This is a genomic window from Sphingomonas dokdonensis, from assembly GCF_002197685.1.
Taxonomy (GTDB): Bacteria; Pseudomonadota; Alphaproteobacteria; order Sphingomonadales; family Sphingomonadaceae; genus Sphingomonas; species Sphingomonas dokdonensis.
Map to the genome: position 1 here is coordinate 985,444 of NZ_NBBI01000001.1, position 18,346 is coordinate 1,003,789.

The 18,346-nt window shown below is 67.5% G+C and carries 13 protein-coding genes; 5 read left to right on the forward strand and 8 right to left on the reverse strand.

Annotated features, from left to right (window positions below; genetic code table 11):
• Positions 1-60 precede the first annotated feature (60 nt).
• The 3 genes from SPDO_RS04685 to SPDO_RS04695 all read left to right on the forward strand — a co-directional run bounded on the left by SPDO_RS04685 (position 61) and on the right by SPDO_RS04695 (position 3,778).
• Positions 61-1,839, forward strand: coding sequence for a cation:proton antiporter domain-containing protein (locus SPDO_RS04685; RefSeq protein WP_088366214.1), 1,779 nt, complete (start codon positions 61-63; stop codon positions 1,837-1,839).
• A 57-nt stretch (positions 1,840-1,896) separates the two neighbouring features.
• Complete coding sequence (locus tag SPDO_RS04690) at positions 1,897-3,057, forward strand: glycosyltransferase family 4 protein (protein WP_088366215.1); 1,161 nt, start codon at positions 1,897-1,899, stop codon at positions 3,055-3,057.
• 115 nt (positions 3,058-3,172) lie between these two features.
• Complete coding sequence (locus SPDO_RS04695) at positions 3,173-3,778, forward strand: CC0125/CC1285 family lipoprotein (protein WP_245829105.1); 606 nt, start codon at positions 3,173-3,175, stop codon at positions 3,776-3,778.
• Between the two features lie 143 nt (positions 3,779-3,921).
• On the opposite strand, the gene secA is transcribed toward SPDO_RS04695, so the two are convergent.
• The 3 genes from secA to SPDO_RS04710 form a co-directional block, all read right to left on the reverse strand.
• Complete coding sequence (secA, locus tag SPDO_RS04700; RefSeq protein WP_088366216.1) at positions 3,922-6,657, reverse strand: preprotein translocase subunit SecA; 2,736 nt, start codon at positions 6,655-6,657, stop codon at positions 3,922-3,924.
• Positions 6,658-6,756: 99 nt separating this feature from the next.
• A complete protein-coding gene (locus SPDO_RS04705; protein ID WP_088366392.1) occupies positions 6,757-7,014 on the reverse strand; it encodes a hypothetical protein in 258 nt (85 codons plus the stop codon).
• An 87-nt stretch (positions 7,015-7,101) separates the two neighbouring features.
• Positions 7,102-7,662 carry an energy transducer TonB gene (locus SPDO_RS04710; protein ID WP_143559575.1) on the reverse strand — a complete coding sequence of 187 codons (561 nt, stop codon included), beginning with the start codon at positions 7,660-7,662 and terminating at the stop codon, positions 7,102-7,104.
• A 166-nt stretch (positions 7,663-7,828) separates the two neighbouring features.
• Here SPDO_RS04710 and argJ point away from each other — a divergent pair, with 166 nt between their 5' ends.
• Together argJ and SPDO_RS04720 are read left to right on the forward strand one after the other, a co-directional pair.
• Entirely contained in the window at positions 7,829-9,055 is a 1,227-nt protein-coding gene (argJ, locus tag SPDO_RS04715; RefSeq protein WP_088366218.1) for a bifunctional glutamate N-acetyltransferase/amino-acid acetyltransferase ArgJ, read from the forward strand.
• On the forward strand, positions 9,052-9,846 hold the full coding sequence (locus SPDO_RS04720; RefSeq protein WP_088366219.1) for an inositol monophosphatase family protein: 795 nt from the start codon (positions 9,052-9,054) through the stop codon (positions 9,844-9,846). Before argJ ends, SPDO_RS04720 begins: the two co-directional genes overlap by 4 nt.
• On the opposite strand, the gene trxA is transcribed toward SPDO_RS04720, so the two are convergent.
• Genes trxA through SPDO_RS04745 form a run of 5 tightly spaced genes read right to left on the reverse strand, consistent with a single transcriptional unit; the run spans position 9,847 to position 18,345 of the window.
• Positions 9,847-10,170, reverse strand: coding sequence for a thioredoxin TrxA (gene trxA, locus SPDO_RS04725; protein WP_088366220.1), 324 nt, complete (start codon positions 10,168-10,170; stop codon positions 9,847-9,849). It lies immediately after the preceding gene.
• A gap of 48 nt (positions 10,171-10,218) precedes the next feature.
• Entirely contained in the window at positions 10,219-13,668 is a 3,450-nt protein-coding gene (gene addA / locus SPDO_RS04730) for a double-strand break repair helicase AddA (RefSeq protein ID WP_088366221.1), read from the reverse strand.
• Between the two features lie 27 nt (positions 13,669-13,695).
• Positions 13,696-16,632 (reverse strand): double-strand break repair protein AddB, encoded by a 2,937-nt coding sequence (addB, locus tag SPDO_RS04735; protein ID WP_088366222.1) that lies wholly within the window; start codon positions 16,630-16,632, stop codon positions 13,696-13,698.
• Complete coding sequence (locus tag SPDO_RS04740; protein ID WP_088366223.1) at positions 16,625-17,377, reverse strand: nucleotidyltransferase family protein; 753 nt, start codon at positions 17,375-17,377, stop codon at positions 16,625-16,627. The genes addB and SPDO_RS04740 overlap by 8 nt, the downstream gene beginning before the upstream one ends.
• Entirely contained in the window at positions 17,374-18,345 is a 972-nt protein-coding gene (locus SPDO_RS04745; RefSeq protein ID WP_211280003.1) for an aminoglycoside phosphotransferase family protein, read from the reverse strand. The genes SPDO_RS04740 and SPDO_RS04745 overlap by 4 nt, the downstream gene beginning before the upstream one ends.
• Between the last annotated feature and the right edge of the window lies 1 nt (position 18,346).

An 18,346-nucleotide genomic window follows, 5' to 3' on the forward strand; every position in this document is an offset into this window, starting at 1 on the left:
TTAGCGCCTGCAGCAGAGAGCGTTACTGACAATCACTCCCGATCAAGGCATGGGACGTGCATGGCGATCGGTCTCGACAACCCACAATTTTCTGACGCACTGGTCATCCTCGGCGCTGCCGGCCTCGTCATCCCGGCGTTTGCCCGTTTCAGGATCAGCCCGGTCATCGGCTTCATCCTGGTCGGCCTGTTAGTCGGACCCGCCGGCCTCGGCAGCCAGGTCGATCGCGCGCCGTGGCTTTACTACCTGACGATTTCAGACCCGCACTCGATCGAGCCGTTCGCGGAGTTCGGTATCGTGCTGCTCCTGTTCTCGATCGGGCTGGAGCTGTCGTTCAAACGTCTGTGGTCGATGCGGCGGCTGATCGCCGGGATCGGCCCCGCCGAACTGCTGGGCTCTGCGCTGATCATCGGGGCGGGATTGCACCTGCTGGGGCAAGACTGGCCGGGCGCCATCGGGCTCGGGCTGGCGCTGGCGCTATCCTCCACCGCGCTCGTCCTGCCGCTGGTGGGCACCACCAGCGCGGTCGGCCGCGGGGCATTCGCCATGCTGCTGTTCGAGGACATCGCGCTGGTGCCGATCATCTTTGCGCTGGGTGCCTTTGCGCCCTCCGCCGGTGCGGAAGGTGCCGAGAATATCGGCATGGTGGCGCTGCGTGGCGGCCTCACCGTGGTCGCGATCTACTTGGCCGGTCGCCTGATCCTCCCGCGCCTGTTCGCCCAGGCGGCGCGCACCAAAAGCCCCGAGCTGTTTCTGGCCGCCTCCTTGCTGGTGGTGATCGTTGCCAGCGTTGCGACCACGGCTGCTGGCTTATCACCGATCGTCGGCGCCCTGCTCGCCGGGCTGCTGATCGCCGAAACCGAGTATCACACCGAAGTCGAGGTGATAACAGCGCCCTTCAAGGGTTTGGCATTGGGCGTTTTCCTGATCAGCGTGGGCATGAGCCTGGACCTCAGACTGATCGTCAAGAACTGGTCCGACCTGCTGCTTGCCGTCGCAGGCGTCGTCGCGGTGAAGACGGTCGTGACCTATCTGCTGCTGCGCATCGCCAACGCGCGGCGTGGTATTGCCGCCGAGACGGGCTTGCTGATGGGCAGCCCGTCGGAGACCACGCTGATCGTGCTGGCGACAGCGGCGCAGGCACAGTTGATCCAGCCATCCACCGCCGCATTCTGGCAGACCGTCACTGCCATCGGCCTGACCATCACGCCCGTCCTCGCCAAGGCTGGCAGCGCAGTCTCCAAGCGGATCGAGGGCGATGTGGCTACATCCGCCACACCGCCCGACGTCAGCCAGCATACGGTGATCATCGGGTTTGGGCGTGTTGGCCGGATGGTTGCCGATTTGCTCGATCGCCACCAGCAGCCGTACCTTGCCGTCGAAGCCGACATCGACGCGGTGAAAGCGTCCCGCTTGGCGGGCCGGTCGGTGCTTTACGGAGATGTCATACGGCCTGAACTGGTCGATCGGCTCAATCTCCAGGCGGCGCGCGCGCTGGTGCTGACGATGGACGATCCGGTGCTTACCGTGCGGCTGACGCGGCGCGTCCGAGCGCTGGCGCCGGACCTGCCGATCGTCGCGCGCGCCCGTGATGCGGCGCATGCGACCGAGCTATACCGGGCCGGCGTGACCGACGCAGTGCCGGAGACGCTTGAGAGCTCGTTGCAGCTGTCGGAAGCGGTGCTCGTCGACCTGGGCGTCGCGATGGGGCCGGTCATCGCCTCCATCCACGAAAAGCGCGACGAATTACGCCAGACGATCCGCCAAGGCGCCAAGCTGAACCGCGAGCCACGTATTCGGCGACTGGCGCGCAAGGGCGACATCAACCCGGCGGCGTAGCAGTGACCGACACATTGCCTAGCGTTCGCCGCAATCAAGCACTAGGCCGCGTCGATCATGCAGCCGTCTGACCTTCGCGTCGCACTTTTCAGCGGCAACTATAATTACACGCGTGACGGTGCGAACCAGGCGCTGAACTCGCTGGTCGGCCATCTCCTCAGCCGCGGTGTGGCGGTGCGCGTCTATTCGCCCACCGTCGCCGAGCCGGCTTTCCCTGCAACCGGCGACCTTGTGGATGTGCCCGCCATTCCCCTGCCGGGTGAGCGCGGCGAGTATCGGCTGGCGCGTGGCCTGCCCGCAAAGATCCGGCGCGATCTGGCGGCGTTCGCGCCCAACCTCATTCATGTGTCAGCGCCTGACATCCTCGGGCATCGCGCGGTCAGCTATGCGCGCCGTCATGGGATCACCCGCGTGGCCTCGCTGCACACGCGCTTCGAAACCTACCCGCGCTATTACGGGCTCGCCGTAATTGAACCGGTATTCGAGCGGATGCTCGCCCGCTTCTACGGGCGCGTGGATCGCGTGCTGGTGCCGGGGCCGCTGCTTGGCGACATCCTGCGTGACTGGGGCGTGACGACGCCGACCACCGTCTGGTCACGCGGCGTCAATCATCAGCGCTTTTCGCCGACCCGCCGCGACATGGCATGGCGCCGCAGCCTTGGGATTGCCGACGATGAGGTCGCGATCGGGTTTCTCGGACGGCTGGTCAAGGAAAAGGGGCTCGACGTCTTCGCCGCGGTGGCCGACGCGTTGAAGCGCCGCAACATCGCGCATCGCGTCCTGGTGATCGGCGAAGGGCCGGCGCGCGACTGGTTCGCCTCGCAGGTGCCCGACGCCGCCTTTGCCGGTTTCCAGACCGGCGATGCGCTCGGCCGCTGTGTCGCGTCGATGGACGTCTTTTTCAATCCCAGCGTCACCGAGACGTTCGGCAACGTGACACTGGAAGCGATGGCCGCCGGCGTCCCCGTGGTGGCGGCCCGCGCGTCTGGGGCCGTCGGCCTGGTGGATGACGAGCGTACGGGGTTTCTGGTCGAGCCGCGCGACATCGAGGCCTATGCCGACGCCCTGTCGATGCTGATCGCAGACGCTGAACGACGCGCTGCAATGGGAAGCGCCGGTCATGCGAAAGCGGCAGGTTATCGCTGGGACGTGATCAACGAGACCGTGCTCAACGCTTATTTGAGCGATGCCAAGGCGTTACAAACCTTGTCTCGCTGATTTCGGACTGCGACAAGCCGGTGTTTTTCGGAGCCAATCCGTTCATCGGACGTTCCGTCTCTAACAGCTATATGCGTGATTATCCGCCGATAGGGCGGCCTTCGGAGACGGACTAATGAATATCTTGCGTACCGGTCGCAGCCTGCTGATGGCGACGGCCGTATCCGGCGCCTTGCTTGTGGCCGGCTGCGCCACGGAAACGCCATATCGCCCGGCCACGGGCTCGGGCTTCAACCGCACCGGCTTCAGCGAACGTCAGGTGGAAGCGAACCGCTTTCTGGTGACCTTTGCCGGCAATACCGTGACCGATCGGGACACGGTGGAGCGCTATCTGCTGTTCCGCGCGGCGGAGCTGACGCTTCAGAACGGGTTCGACTATTTCGTGACGGTTGATCGCCAGACCGATCGCCAGGCTCGGACCTATTCGACGCCGGGGGCCGGCTTCGGCCCGGGCTGGGGCTATGGTGGCTGGGGTGGCTATTGGGGCCCGTCGTGGCGCTTCTACGGTCGCCCATGGGGCGGCTGGGGCGGCTGGGGCCCGTGGGGTGGCGGCTTCAACGACTTCGACGTCCGCACCGTCGATCGCTACGAGGCGTCGGCCGAAATCGTAATGGGTCGCGGCGCACCGCCAGCGGGCGAAGTTCGCGCGTTCCAGGCGCGCGACGTGATGAACCGGCTCGGGCCGACGATCATCCTGCCGGAGCAGCGCGGCCGCCGCTGATCTAAACACTAATCAATAAGGAAAAGCCCTCGCCGCGACCGGCGAGGGCTTTTTTCTGTGGCTTGCTGCGGCGGCGACTGACGCCGCGACACGTCTTTGCTGCTGCACGAAGGCCGGCGGGGTAAGCGCCGGCCTGCCGCTGCTCAGACTGCGCCGTGGCAGTGCTTGTACTTGCGGCCCGACCCGCAAGGGCATGGGGCGTTGCGGCTGACGGCCCCCTGCCAACTCTCCGGATCCTGTCCGAGATCGGCTGCGGTCGGCTGCGGAATCTGCATCGGCGGGACCTGCGACTGGATCAGGCCGAGCGTGCCGGCATCGATATCCGCCGAATTGTCCTCGCCCGAGAACGGATCGAAGTGCGTCGTGATGAAGTCCGGCAGATCGGGCAGCGGCGGCGGCGCCTGAAGCTGGAACTGCGCGTGCGCGATCGTCTTCGTCACATCCTCGCGGATATTGTCGAGCATGCGCTGGAAGAGCGCGAACGCCTCCTGCTTGTACTCGTTGATCGGCGTCTTCTGCGCATAGGCGCGCAGGTGAACCACCTGCCGCAGCGCATCGAGCGTCGCGAGGTGCTCCTTCCAGTGATGGTCGAGGTTCTGGAGCAGGATCGACTTTTCGACCTGCGTCCAGGTTTCCGGCTCCAGCTCGGCAGCCTTGGCGGCGACCATGGCATCCGCCTCGGCCTGCACACGCTCGGTGATGATCTCCGGGTCGACCGCATCCTCTTCCAGCCAGCGGTCGATCGGCGGCGTCAGATTCAGGATTTCGGCGAGCCTATCCTTCATACCCTCGACGTTCCACTGCTCGGGATACGAACCGACCGGACACGCCTCGCCCACGATCGTGTTCACCGTCTCGGCGCGCATGTCCTCGACCACGTCGCCGACCGTCTCGGCGTCCATGATGTCGGCACGCTGCTCGTAGATCACCTTGCGCTGATCGTTCATCACGTCGTCGTATTCGACGACCTGCTTGCGGATGTCGTAGTTGCGCGCCTCGACCTTCTTCTGCGCGGTTTCGATCGCCTTGGTCAGCCACTTGCTGCCGATCGCCTCGCCATCCTCAATGTTGTTGCGCATCATCTTGGCAAAGAGCGTGTCCGGCCCGAAGATGCGCAGCAGGTCGTCGTCCAGGCTGAGATAGAAACGGCTCAGGCCCGGATCGCCCTGCCGGCCCGAACGACCGCGTAGCTGGTTGTCGATGCGGCGGCTTTCGTGCCGCTCGGTACCGAGCACGAAGAGGCCGCCAGCCTCGAGCACGCGCGCCTTTTCAGCCGCGATCTCGGCCTTGATCTGCGCCATCGCCGCGTCACGCTCCGGCCCCTCGGGCATACCGGCGAGCTCGTCCTCGGCGCGGAATTCCAGGTTGCCGCCGAGCTGGATGTCGGTGCCGCGGCCCGCCATGTTGGTCGCGATGGTGACGGCGCCAAGGCGGCCCGCCTGCGCCACGATATGCGCTTCCTGCTCGTGATAGCGCGCGTTCAGCACCGAATGATCGACGCCCTCCTGCTTTAGGAAGTCGCTGAGCAGCTCGGACTTTTCGATCGAAACCGTGCCGACGAGCACCGGCTGGCCCTTTTCGGCATGCTGGCGAATGCGCTTGGCGATCGCGCGGAATTTGTCATGCGTATCCTTGTAGAACTCGTCTTCCTCGTCGACGCGGTGGATCGGCTTGTTCGTCGGGATGGTGACGACGTTCATCTTGTAGATGTCGAAGAATTCCGCCGCTTCGGTCGAGGCGGTGCCGGTCATGCCGGCGAGCTTGGGATACATGCGGAAATAGTTCTGGAAGGTGATCGAGGCCATGGTCTGGTTCTCGGGCTCGATCTGCACGCCCTCCTTCGCCTCGACCGCCTGGTGAAGGCCATCGGACCAGCGCCGGCCATCCATCATGCGGCCGGTGAACTCGTCGATAATGACGACCTTGCCGTCCTTCACGATGTAATCGATGTCCGATTTGAACATCACGTTCGCGCGCAGCGACTGGTTCAGGTGGTGCACCACCTGCGTGTTCTCGAAATCGTAGAGGTTGGCGCCTTCAAGCAGCCCTGCCGCTTCCAGCAGCCGCTCGACGCGCTCGGTACCTTCCTCGGTCAGGACGATGGTCTTCTGCTTTTCGTCCTTCTCGTAATCGTCCGGCGTGATCTGCTTCACGACCGCATCGACCTGCATGTAGAGGTCGCTCTTGTCGTCGGTCGGGCCGGAGATGATCAGCGGCGTGCGCGCCTCGTCGATCAGGACCGAATCGACCTCGTCGACGATCGCCATGGCGAACGGCCGCTGGACCATCGACGCGCGCTCGTACTTCATGTTGTCGCGCAGGTAATCGAAGCCGAACTCGTTATTCGTGCCGTAGGTGATGTCGGCGGCATAGGCGTCGCGGCGCTGCTCGTCAGACAGGTTGGGCACGATCACGCCGACCGTCAGGCCGAGGAAGCGATAGACACGGCCCATCCAGTCGGCGTCGCGCGCGGCGAGATAATCGTTCACGGTGATGACGTGGACGCCATCGCCCGGCAGCGCGTTCAGATAGGTGGCGAGCGTCGCGACGAGCGTCTTGCCCTCGCCCGTGCGCATCTCGGCGATCTCGCCGCGATGGAGGACGATGCCGCCGATCATCTGAACGTCGTAGTGCCGCTGGCCGAGCACCCGATGCGCGGCCTCGCGCACGGTAGCGAAAGCCTCCGGCAGCAGATCGTCGAGCTTTTCCCCGTTGGCCAGCCGCTGCCGGAACAACGCGGTCTGGTTAGCGAGCGTCGCATCGTCCATCGCCTGCAGCGAGGATTCGAACGAGGCGATCTTCGCCAGCAGCGGATTGAGCGACCGGACGTAACGGTCGTTGGACGAGCCGAAGAGCGACTTGGCGATGTTGCCGAACATGGGAGAATCCTGATAATCGGAAAGGGCGCGACTGGCCTGCAAACGGCGCGCGCCCGAGAAAAAGCGGTAATGTCCCGGCAATAGCCGGCTAGGAACGACCTATTCGCGCCGGCGGCCGGCGAACACTGGCTCATGAGGCACGAGCGCAAGCGCGCTGCCGCCGCCGAACACGGCAGAGGCGACGAGCGAGGGAAGCCTCGCCACCGGACGACGCGGCGCGATGCGTGCCGCAGCGGCAGCCTTTACCGCCAAGATCGAGCCTTCCGCGACCGCGCGCGCCCGATCCTGCGCGCGCACGCCGCCGCCGACGCCGGTCAGCGCCGATAGCACCGCGGAGAGAAGCAGCAGCAGGTTCACGGGTGCCGACATAGGGTGAGGACGCGACGTGTCCAACCCAAAACCGTTCCCGACACGCGGCCTTGCGCGTCCGATCGACCGATCGCTTTACCGCGCCGCCGGCATTTCGCTGATCTCGACAGAATTACGGTACCTGACCTTTCGGTCATTCTTTCCCTCGATGGCCGGAAACTTCATGTCCTGTACCGCCCAGGGGCAGGCGACATCCGGCGCTTCCCCCGTCAGGGTTTCGAACCTGAGCACGTTGCAGGAGCGTGTTGACCCATCCGGCGCGACGATCAGTTCAAGCTCGACCCAGACGGGCTTCAGCAGGGCAAGACCGTCCGGTCGCCCGGTACCTTTCCAAATGACGCGGTGCGTGATCGTCGAGGTAACCGGCTGCCCCGCCGCCGATTTCGCGGGTTCGTAGCGCATCCGCTGCTTCATCAGGAAACAGGTGTGCTCGTCGAGCGCGTCAGACCCGCTGGGCCCGACAACCTCGCAGCCGCTGACAGATCCATCGGCATCGACCCGGATTCGCACCACGGTTGTCCCCGAAACGCCGTGCGCAGATGCCGGATAATCGTCTGCTGTGATTGCGCCGGCAATCAGCGTGGGTTTGCCATCAGGGACTTCGCCGTCGGTCGATAACGACATCAGCAGCGCCACCAAAGAGACAAAGATGGTCCGGCTCCTGCTGCGTTCAAAGCATTGGGTGGCGATCGAGGAGTCTCATCTAGACTGAAATAATGTCGCAAGAGAAGGTCGATCGGCGCACGCGGCCTGCGCACGGCTGCGCGTGACAAACCGCAGACAGCGGGGCATGGCGGATGCCATGTCGCACGCTGTTTCGCCGCTCGCCCTGCCCTTCCCCGACCTGCCAGATATCGCAGGTGCAACGCCGCGCGTGGCGCGGGCACGGTACAAGGATTGGGATCGCTGCGACTTGAGCTTCGTCACGCTGGACGCGGGCACCACGGTGGCCGGGGTGCTGACGCAATCGAAGTGCCCGTCGCCAGAAGTGGAATGGTGCCGCAAGGCGCTGGTGCTGGGAGAAGCGCGGGCGCTGGTGGTGAATGCGGGGAACTCGAACGCGTTCACCGGCAACCGCGGACGAGCGGCGGTGGAGGCGATCGCCGCGCGGGCGGCGGGGCATCTTGGGTGCCAGCCCTCCGACGTGTTCGTTGCCTCGACCGGCGTAATCGGCGTGCCGCTGCCGATCGACAAGGCGGAGGCCGGGCTGGATGCGGCGTTCTCTGCGATGCCTGCCGACTGGCGGCAGATTGCGGATGCGATCGGCACCACAGACACATACGCGAAGGGTGCGACGGCCACGGCGATCGTCGATGGGCGCACCGTGACGCTGGTCGGCGTGATCAAGGGATCGGGCATGATCGCACCGGACATGGCGACGATGCTTGGGTTCATCTTCACCGATGCCGCGCTCGACGCGCCGTTCTTGCAGAGCGCGCTGACGGACGCCAACGCCCGGACGTTTTCGTGCATCACGGTGGATGGCGACACCTCGACGAGCGACACGGTGCTTGCCTTCGCCACCGGGGCGGCCGGCAATGCACCGCTGGCGGATGAAGATAGTGCGGGCGCGGATGCCTTTCGGGCGGCCCTGGCCGATTTGTGCCACCAACTGGCCCAATTGGTCGTACGTGACGGCGAAGGCGCGTCGAAGCTGATCGAGATCACCGTCGAAGGGGCCGAAAGCGATCGCTCCGCGCATCGGATCGCCATGTCGATCGCGAACTCGCCGCTGGTGAAAACTGCGATTGCCGGCGAGGACGCCAATTGGGGTCGCGTGGTGATGGCGGTCGGCAAGGCTGGCGAAGCGGCGGAGCGCGACAAGCTCGCGATCCGGTTCGGCACGACGCAGGTGGCGCGCGGTGGTCTGGCGGTCGAGGGCTATGACGAGGCGCCGGTCGCGGCGCACCTGAAGGGACAGGAGATCGAGATCGGGGTCGACCTGGGGCTCGGCGAGGGACGCGCGACCGTTTGGACGTGCGACCTGACGCATGGGTATATTTCCATCAACGCCGATTACCGCAGTTGACGCCGCTCGACCGCAGCGTTCGGGCGCTGCTCGCTGATGTCGCCCGAGCGGCGATCCTGCCGCGCTTCGGGCAATTGTCGACCGCCGAGCGGGAGGAGAAGTCGCCGGGCGATTGGGTGACGATCGCAGATCGGGAGAGCGAGGCGCTGCTCGCCACGGGTTTGCGGGCGATCGATCCGCACGCGCGGGTGATCGGCGAAGAAGCCTATGCGAGCGATCCAACCTTGCTGGATGATATTGGCACCGGGCGCTTGTGGCTGGTCGATCCGCTGGACGGGACGAACAATTTTGCGGCGGGCCGCACGCCGTTCGGCATGATCGTCGCGCTGGTCGACGACGGCGTGGTCCAGCATGGCTGGCTGTACGATCCCGTGGCCGATCGACTGAGCCATGCCGCGAAAGGCAGAGGCGCTTTTATCGAGGATGTGCAGGTACGTGCCGTGACGGTGGAACGATCCCAGCCGATCGCGACCTATTCGAAATATTGGATGTCGGACGAGAAGGCGGCGATGCTGGAGCGGCGCGCTGAGGGTATCCTGTCGCTGAAGGAAGGACTGCGCTGTGCCGCCGCGCAATATCCAGCGCTGGTGGACGGGCAGTATGACGTCGCGCTCTTCGAGCGGCTGTTCCCGTGGGATCACGCGGCGGGCGCGTTGTTCGTCAGCGAGGCGGGTGGGAAAGTCGCACGGCTGGACGGTAGCCCCTATCGGCTGGAACGCCGTGATGTTGGGCTGCTTGCCGCGGCCTCGCCCGAATTGTGGAACAAGGCCGCGGCGGTATTCGGCGGCTGATCAGGCGAGCGCGCCCTCAAGCCAGGACTTGATCCGGCCCTTGGGCTCGGCGCCGACCTTGGTCGCGGCCGGGTTGCCACCCTTGAACAGGATCATGGTCGGGATGCCGCGCACGCCGTAGCGGCCCGGCGCATCGGGATTTTCGTCGATGTTGATCTTGGCGATCGTCACCTGCTCGCCAAGCTCATCGGAAATTTCCTCGAGGCTCGGGCCGATCATCTTGCACGGGCCGCACCATTCCGCCCAGAAATCGACTAGCACCGGCTTGTCGGACTCGATCACATCCGCGTGGAAGCTATCGTCAGTGATCTTCTTGGTCGCCATGGTAACAATCTCCTTTGCACTCCAATCTAGGAGCGCCGATCGGCACACTCAACGATCGTCGGGCAAGCTTTGCTCCGCGCGACCCAAGCCGGGCTTGTGCGCAGCCAGCAGCGATGCCGGCAAATGGATGAGCAGCGGCGCCGACGTGTACAGCAACGCCGCCTCGACCGGACGATCGGGGAAGATGACCGAGAGCGCCGCAGCATAAGCCGCCATCTGGCGCAGATGATAGGCCGGCACCCCTGCCAGATCGGTGGGCGCGAAGCGGCCGGTCTTGAAGTCGACGAGCTGAACGCGCTCCGGCGTGACGAGCAGGCGATCGACGGTACCGGCGATCACCAGCCCCCCATCGATCACCGCGCTGATCGGCACTTCGCCCAGCGACCCCGCGCCGAACAGCGCCGCGGTCTCAGGATCGGCGAGGATGCCGCAAACGGTGTCGATCAGCGCGCCACGCTCGGCTTGGTCGGCGATCTGGCCGACCTGCAGCAGCCACCGATCGGCGGCAGCGCGCCGTTCGGAGGGAGTGACAGCCGGCAATCGCTCGAACAGACCGTGGATCAGTCGCCCACGCTGCGCTGCGGCGCGCATCGCGGGGGTGGGCGGCGGATCGGCGACCGCGTCTTCGCCGATCGATGAGGGCGCAAGCGGGCGCGGCGGGCGGGCCTCGGGCGGGGCGGGGCGGCGCGCCCAGTCAGGTAGCGAGGTCGGCGCCGACTTTTCCGCGTCGGTGGACGGACGCGCTGGCACCGGATCGGCCGGCGCGGTGCCACGAAAGGCCCTGCCCTCACCCGTCGGCACGCCCAAAGTATCAAAGGCGCGCTCTGCGGCGGCATACCAGCTCGCCTCCGGCGGGCCGTTCCGATAGCGTGCGCTGAGCGATCCGGCGATGATCAACCGTTCCTCCGCGCGGGTGGCGGCGACGTAGAACAGGCGCCAATGCTCCTGCCGTTCGCGGCTCTCCGCTTCGGCGGCTACGTCGGCGATCGGCCCGGCGCGCTCTGCGGGGCGCGGTGCGAAGACCGGGATCGGCGCCTCGGCCCCGTCCGGCGTCCACATCAGCGTGCCGCCGCGCGTGGCATCGGGATCGGCCGTCGCGTCGGCCAGGATGACGACCGGCGCCTGAAGCCCCTTGGCGCCGTGCGCGGTCATGACGCGGACGGCGCTCAGCACGCCCTCCGCCTCGCGCTTCACCTCCACCTCGCCACGGTCGAACCAGTCGAGGAAGCGTTGCAGCGACGGAGTGGCGGTGGTTTCGAATTCGAGCGCGGCGCTGAGCAGCTCCTCGATCGGATCGCGCGCCTCCTCGCCCAGCCGCGCGAGCAAGCGGCGGCGCCCCTGCAAGGGGCCGGAGAGTATCTCTTCGAGAAAGCGATACGGGGTCGAGAAATCCGCGCGTGCGAGCATCGCGTCGAGCGGACCGAGCAGATCGCGGTGATGCGCCGACAGGTGGCGCCACAGGCTGGTGGTGCGCGGCACGGCGCGGGCGAGCAGCTCCTCCTGCGACCAGCCGATGAGCGGCGAGACAAGGAGGTTGGCCAGGCTGAGATCGTCCTGCGGCTGGAGCACGAAGCGGATCGCCGCCAGCAGATCCTGCACGGCAAGCGGCGCGTTGAGGCGCAGGCGATCGACGCCCGCGACGGGCACACCCTCCGCATAAAGGCGTGCGACGAGCAGCTGGGCGATCTCGCCGCGCCGCTTGACGAGCACCATGATGTCCTCGGGACGGATCGGCCGCCCCTTGCTTTCCAGCATGACGCCGCTGTCCAGCCAGCCGCGGATCTGACGCGCGATGCGGGTGGCGTTGGCGCGGACGGCGTCATCGATCCATTCCTCGTCGCCGGCATCGTCCTCCGCGGCGCCGGCCGCGATCGGTTGCCATAGCTCGACGCAGCCCGGCCCTGCGACCTCGCTGGCGTGCGGCGGCATGTCGTGATCGAGCCCCAGCGCGTCCGAGCCGAGCGCCGCGACCGCGGCGTCGACGAACTCGAGCACCGGGCGGGTGGAGCGAAAGGACGAGACGAGCGACAGCCGCTCGAACGGCAGTCCACGCTCCTCGTCCGGCATGCGGTCGTCGCCGGCGACCTCGGCAGCCTTGGCGGCGAAATACCGCTCGGCGGCGCGAAAATTGACGGGATCGGTGCCCTGGAAGCCGAAGATCGCCTGCTTGTGATCGCCCACCGTGAACAGCGTGCGGACCGACGGCGCATAGACACCGCGACCGACGAAATATTCGTCCACCAATGCGCGCACGATGCGCCATTGCGCGATGTTGGTATCCTGCGCCTCGTCGATCAGGACGTGTTCGGTCGTCTGATCGAGCTTGAAGCGGACCCAATCGCCGATGCCGGGCACGTCGAGCAGGCGCGCGGTGGCGGCGATGAGATCGTCGAAATCGACCAGACCGCGGCGGCGCTTCGCGGCCATGTAGGCGCGCGCGTAGTCGCGGCCGACCGTCAGCCCCTCGGCGAGCAGATCGGCATAGGCGGCGCGGACCCGCAAGCTCAGCAGATCGGCGCAGGTGCCGTGGAGGAGCATGGCGAGATCGGCATAGTCCGGATCCTGCGGCGCCTGCCCCTTGCCGAACGAGCGCGGATCGCCGTCTGCCTTCGCCCAGACGAGGTGAAGCTGGTCGAGCGTCGCGGCGCGCTGCTCGGCGCCTGCCTCCAGCCAGGCGGCAATGACACCGGCCCGCTCCGTGCCCTTTTTGCCGCCCCAGCCGCGGTTCAATGCTTCAATCGTCTCCAGTGTCGACCGGTCGATCGCATCCTCGCCGCACGCCTCGCGGATATGCGCCTCGACATCGCCGCTGGGCAGGTCGAGCGTGCGGCGGAGCCACGGCTGGATGCCGGAGGGCAGCGCCTCGAGCGCCGCGCCGGCGCGGGCACAATCGTGAAGATAGCGTTCCGCCGCCACCTCGCCCAGCCGGATGCTGAGCTTGCCGACGGCCTCGATTGGCGCGGTGCGACCTTCCGCCTCCGCAGAGACGAGCACCTCCGCCAGCGTCGCGCGGGCGAGCACCGCTTCCTCGCGCGCCTCGATCGGGCGGAAGCCGGGAACGAGCGCCGCCTCGACCGGGAAGGCGGCGAGCAGGCCCTGACAGAAGCCGTGGATCGTCTGAATACGCAGGCCGCCACCCGGCGCATCGAGCACCTTGGCGAACAGGGTACGGGCACGGTCGCGCTGCGCCGGATCGCCCGGCTCGCCCAGCGCGGTCAGGTCGGCGAACAAGTCCGCGTCCTTCATCCGCACCCAGGCGGCGAGACGCTGATTGACGCGGGCGGCCATCTCGGCCGCGCCGGCCTTGGTAAAGGTGAGACACAGGATCGCGGAGGGATCGACGCCGCGCAGCAGCAGGCGGAAGACGCGGGCGGACAGCACCTGCGTCTTGCCCGTGCCCGCCGAGGCGGAAAGCCACACGTGAGCGTCGGGCGCACTGGCGCGGCGCTGCTCCCCGCGCAGCGGTGGAAGCGGGCGAGCGCCCGAGGCGCCGCTCACCAGCGGTCCCCGGCGGGCATGTGGCGATCAGTTCTCACGGCCGTACCATTCGTCGCGGCGCATCAGCTGGTCATATTCGGCATAAGGCGCATATTCGGGGTGGAGCTTTGCGGTAAAGGCGTCGTCACCGGTCAGCCAGCGCTGCGCCGCATCGGTGAAGACGGCGCGGGCACGGTCGACGAACTCGCCGGTGAGGACGCGATCGTTCTTGCCGTTCGGATCGACGGGCGTGCTGACGCTGCCGAACGAGCCCTCGCGATTCTTGGCGAGTGACCAATATTCGAAGCCGCCGGCGGTGCCGCCGATACCGGCAAAGCCGCCAGCCTCAGCGATCGCGCCGAGCAGGCCGAGCTGCATGGAGAAGCCGGCGCGCACCGCTGCCGCCGAGGGTGCCTTGCCGGTCTTGTAATCGACGATGCCGAGCGTGCCGTCGGGCAGACGGTCGATACGGTCGAAGCGGCCGGAGAGATCGATGCCGGCGATCTGCGTGCCGCCGCGCCCCTCGGCGGCGATGACCTTGCGCCCGGCCTGCTGCTCGGCGGCCATGCGCTGCGCGATCCATTCCACCGCCGCGAGCAGCCGGGGCTGCCACAGCGCCCGGATCAGCGGATGCGTGCCGGGATCGCTCAACATGGCAATGGCAAGCGGGCGCAGGGCGTCCACCTGGCAGGCGTGATCGCGTGCCCAGGCTTCCAGCACGCCGTGAACCGCGGTGCCGCGCCACGCAGCGGTCGGATCCGCATCGACCGGCTCCAGCGCGGACAGACGCAGGATGCGCTGCGCATAGAAGGCGAAGGGATCGGCCTTGAGGCGATCGACCTGGGTCACCGACATGGCGGTGGGGCGCAGCGCGGCTGGTGGTCGGGGCGCCGGGCGGGACGCCGGCTTGGGCGTGCCGGCGTCGTCGATCAGTCGGGTCCAGCCCTCCAACTGACGATCGCGCGCGCGGTCGAACTCATCGCCGGCCATCGCCGCGAGACGCAGCCACAGCCGCGACGGGATGGCGGGCGCGCGTGCATCGCGCCGGGCGCGCGTGATCAGCACCTCGCGCGCGCCCAGCCCCTGGCCGAAATCATGCGCAGCGACACCGATCGACCGTTCGAGCCCCGGCAGGCCAAGCGTCGCCCGGATGCGGGGCGCAAGCCATGGATCGGGCGCGGCGCTGGCGGGCCAGGTGCCTTCGTTGAGGCCGCCAAGGATCATGAGGTCCGCCGATTGCAGCCGGGCCTCGATCAGGCCGTAGATGGCGAGCCGCGGGTGCCCGCCCTGCGGCGGACGAACGGCGATCTCGTCCATCAGCAACCGCAGCATGGGGGCAAGATCTTCGGGCGTTGCGCTGGATGGACCGGCCGGCGCCTCCGTCTCGAGCTCGGCGAGCAGATCGGCAGCCGCGCGGCCGGCAGGGCCACGCCACGCCTCCATCCCGGCGAGCGCGTCCGCCGCGTCGCGCAGCGCGGCAACGAGTGTTGCGAGCGGCGCTGTACCGTCAGCAAAGGCGGTAGCGAGCGGATCGAGCAAGGCGCGCACCTCTGCCCACCAGTCACCGGCACCGTCGCCAAGAGCCGCGGCAATGCCGTCCAGACCGGGCGATGGCCGCGGGCCGCGCAGGTTTCGGTCGAGGCGCCGCGCGCCATCGAGCCAGCGCGCTCGCGCATCGCCGGCGCGCACCAGCGGATGCTTCAGCAAGGTGAGCAGCGCGAGCGGGGCGAAGCGCTCGGTTGCCGCGTCGCAGATTGCCGTGAGCAACGTGCCCGGCGGCGTGATCGACAGTGGCCGACCCGCGCTGTCGTCCACCTCCAGCCCCCAGCGAGCGCAATGCGCCGAGACGCGGCGGGCAAGCGCGCGATCCGGCGTGACGAGTGCGGCGGTGCGCTCGGGCTGCTCCACGGCGGCGCGGAGCGCGAGGGCGATGGCCTGCGCTTCCTCGGCCGGGCTCGACAATTCGGCGACGCGCACACCGGCGAGCTGGCGCTGCTGCGGCCGCAATGCCGTCCAGCGGGCGGTATATTCGGCCGGCGCAAGCGCGGTCGCGATCGTGCGACCACGCGCTTCGGAGGCGTCATGATCGCTGCCGTCGGGCCAGCGCGCCGCGTCAGCGCGCGCGAGGCCCATGCGTTCGAGCAATTGCTTGAGGTGAAACTGCGGATGAACCTCGATCGCGCGCGGCGCACGGCCGGTGACGGGATCCGGCTCGTGCGGGCCAAGCGCCTGCCACTCGGCCTCGTCCATGTCACGATCGAGCCCGGCGAGCACGACGAGGCCGTGATCAAGCATGGCGACGCGGCGGAGCAGACGGGCAACGGCCGGTGCGGCGTCGGTGATGCCCGCGGCGCACACGAAACCGGGCGGCGGATCAAGGCGCCAGCGTTCCGCCAGGCGGCGGAGCAGCAGCACGCGCCGCGTTGCGCCGTCGATCCGGCCGAGCCGCGCCAGCTCATCCGGCCAGTGATCGAGCACCACGCGAAAAAGCTCCAGCGACGCGCGCCAGTGATCGGTCAGGTCGCCAAGGTCGAGCGATGACAATCGCGCGGGATCGACTTCCTCGACGATCAGCTGATCGAGCGTGCGCGCGAGATCGCCAGCCAGTCGCACCGCCTCTGCCGTGTCGAGATCAGGCTTCGCCTCCTTCACCAACCGCGCAAGGATCATGCGGCGGGTCAACGGCGCGACCGACGGCGGCGGCGGATCGGGCGCGTCGGCGGGGTCGAGCGCGGCGCCGATCGCTTCGCCAAGATCGTCCGCAAGGATCGCCACAAGACGCGGCAGGACGAGCGCGCCGCCACGCGCCCGCACAAAGGCGTTGGTCACCGCCAGCTTGGCGCGATTGTTGGGCAGCAGCACCAGGCCGTGCGCGAGGCCCAGCGGGTCGTCGCCGAAGCGCCGGATCAGCCCGGCGACCAGCGCGTCTGCAAATGCGCGATGTGACGGGATGGTGAAAAGCTGCGGGGCGGCGCGATCACCCATCGATCAGCAAGGCTTCTGCCCGCGCGATCGCTGCCGGCGTGCCGACATCGACCCACAAGCCCTGATGGACGACGCCGAAGGCCCGCCCCGCCGCGATCGCGCGCTCCCAGAAAAGCATGGTCGAAAACGGCCCGTCAGGCGCATCTTCGAGGATCGCGGGGTTCAGGATCTGCACGCCGATGAACACGAAAGGCGCCAAGCGGCCGGCGCGACGCCGGCTGGTGATGCGGCCGTCGCTGGCGATGTGGAAATCGCCCTGGCCCCGATGGCAATGCGCCCGGGCCAACGGCACAAGCAGCAACAGCACGTCCATCTCCGCCGGGTTCCAGCGCGCCGCCAGCAGCGACAAAGCGTCGATCGGGCCATCGAGCCAGAAATTGTCGCTGTTCACCACGAGGATCGGCTCGGTGCCGAGCAGCGGTTTGGCCTTCATCAGCCCGCCGCCGGTTTCCAGCAGCTGCGCCCGCTCGTCCGACACGACGATATCGAGTCCCTTGACGCTTTCCAGATGCCCCCTGAGCGTGTCGGCAAGATAATGGACGTTGACGACGGCACGCCGCACGCCCGCGTCGCGCAGGTGATCGAGCGTGTGATCGAGCAATGTCTTGCCCGCGACCTTGATCAACGGCTTCGGGCGGGTCGCCGTCAGCGGGCGCATACGCTTGCCCAGCCCCGCAGCCATCACCATCGCGGTCTGCGGCACGGCGGCGGGCAGCCCGGGGCGGATAACGCGCGGCTTGCTCATCGCGCGCTCAGGGCCAGAGGATCGCCGCGCATCGCCGCGGGGATGTTGGCATCGAACCACGCCGCCACGGGCGCCAGCTCCGGCCGGGCGAGATCGCGCTCCAGATAGGTCCAGACGCGCGGGCAGAGCTGCGGGTAGCGATCCTTGCCGTCACGCTGCCACAGCCGAGTGAAGATGCCGATGATCTTCGCGTTCCGCTGCGCACCGAGCACATGATAGGCGCGCATGAACGCTTCGCCTTCGCCGGTCGCCGCGCAATAGCGCGCCAGCATCTGTTGCTCGAGCGCGGGTTCGACATCGCGGCGTGCATCCTGAAGCAGCGACACGAGATCGTAGGCGGCGTGGCCGGCAAGCGCATCCTGGAAGTCGAGCAGGCCAAGCGTGCGCGCGGCGCCGACCAGCATCAGGTTTTCGACGTGATAGTCACGCAGCACGGTGACCGCGCGATCATATTGGGCATGCTGAAGCACTGCGTCCCAGGCGGCGACATAGCCGGCTGTGTCGACCTCCAGCCCCACCGCCGGGCAATACCATTCGACCAGAAGCCCGGCTTCGCGCTGAAGCTCGGCGCGATCATAGGGCCGCCAGTCGCCGGCCGGGTGCGTGCGCAACAGAACCAGCAGGTCGACGGCGTTTTCGTACAGCACAACGGCGCCGTCCGGCTCGGCATCGATCGCCTCGCGCATGCGATCGTTGCCGAAATCCTCCAGCAGCACGAGACCGCGCACCTCGTCGATCGCGTGAATGCGCGGCGCGCCGAAGCCCCGCTCCGTCAGCCAGTTCGCCACGGCGATGAACGGGCGCGGGTCCTCGTGCGGCGGCGGCGCATCCATCAACACGGCGCTGCGGGCGCCGTCGACGATGCGGAAATAGCGGCGGAACGACGCATCCCCGGCCAGCGGCAGGATCGTCGCTCCGGCCCAACCGTGCGCTGCAAGAAACAGGGGCGCATCGGCGGGCGGCGTCATA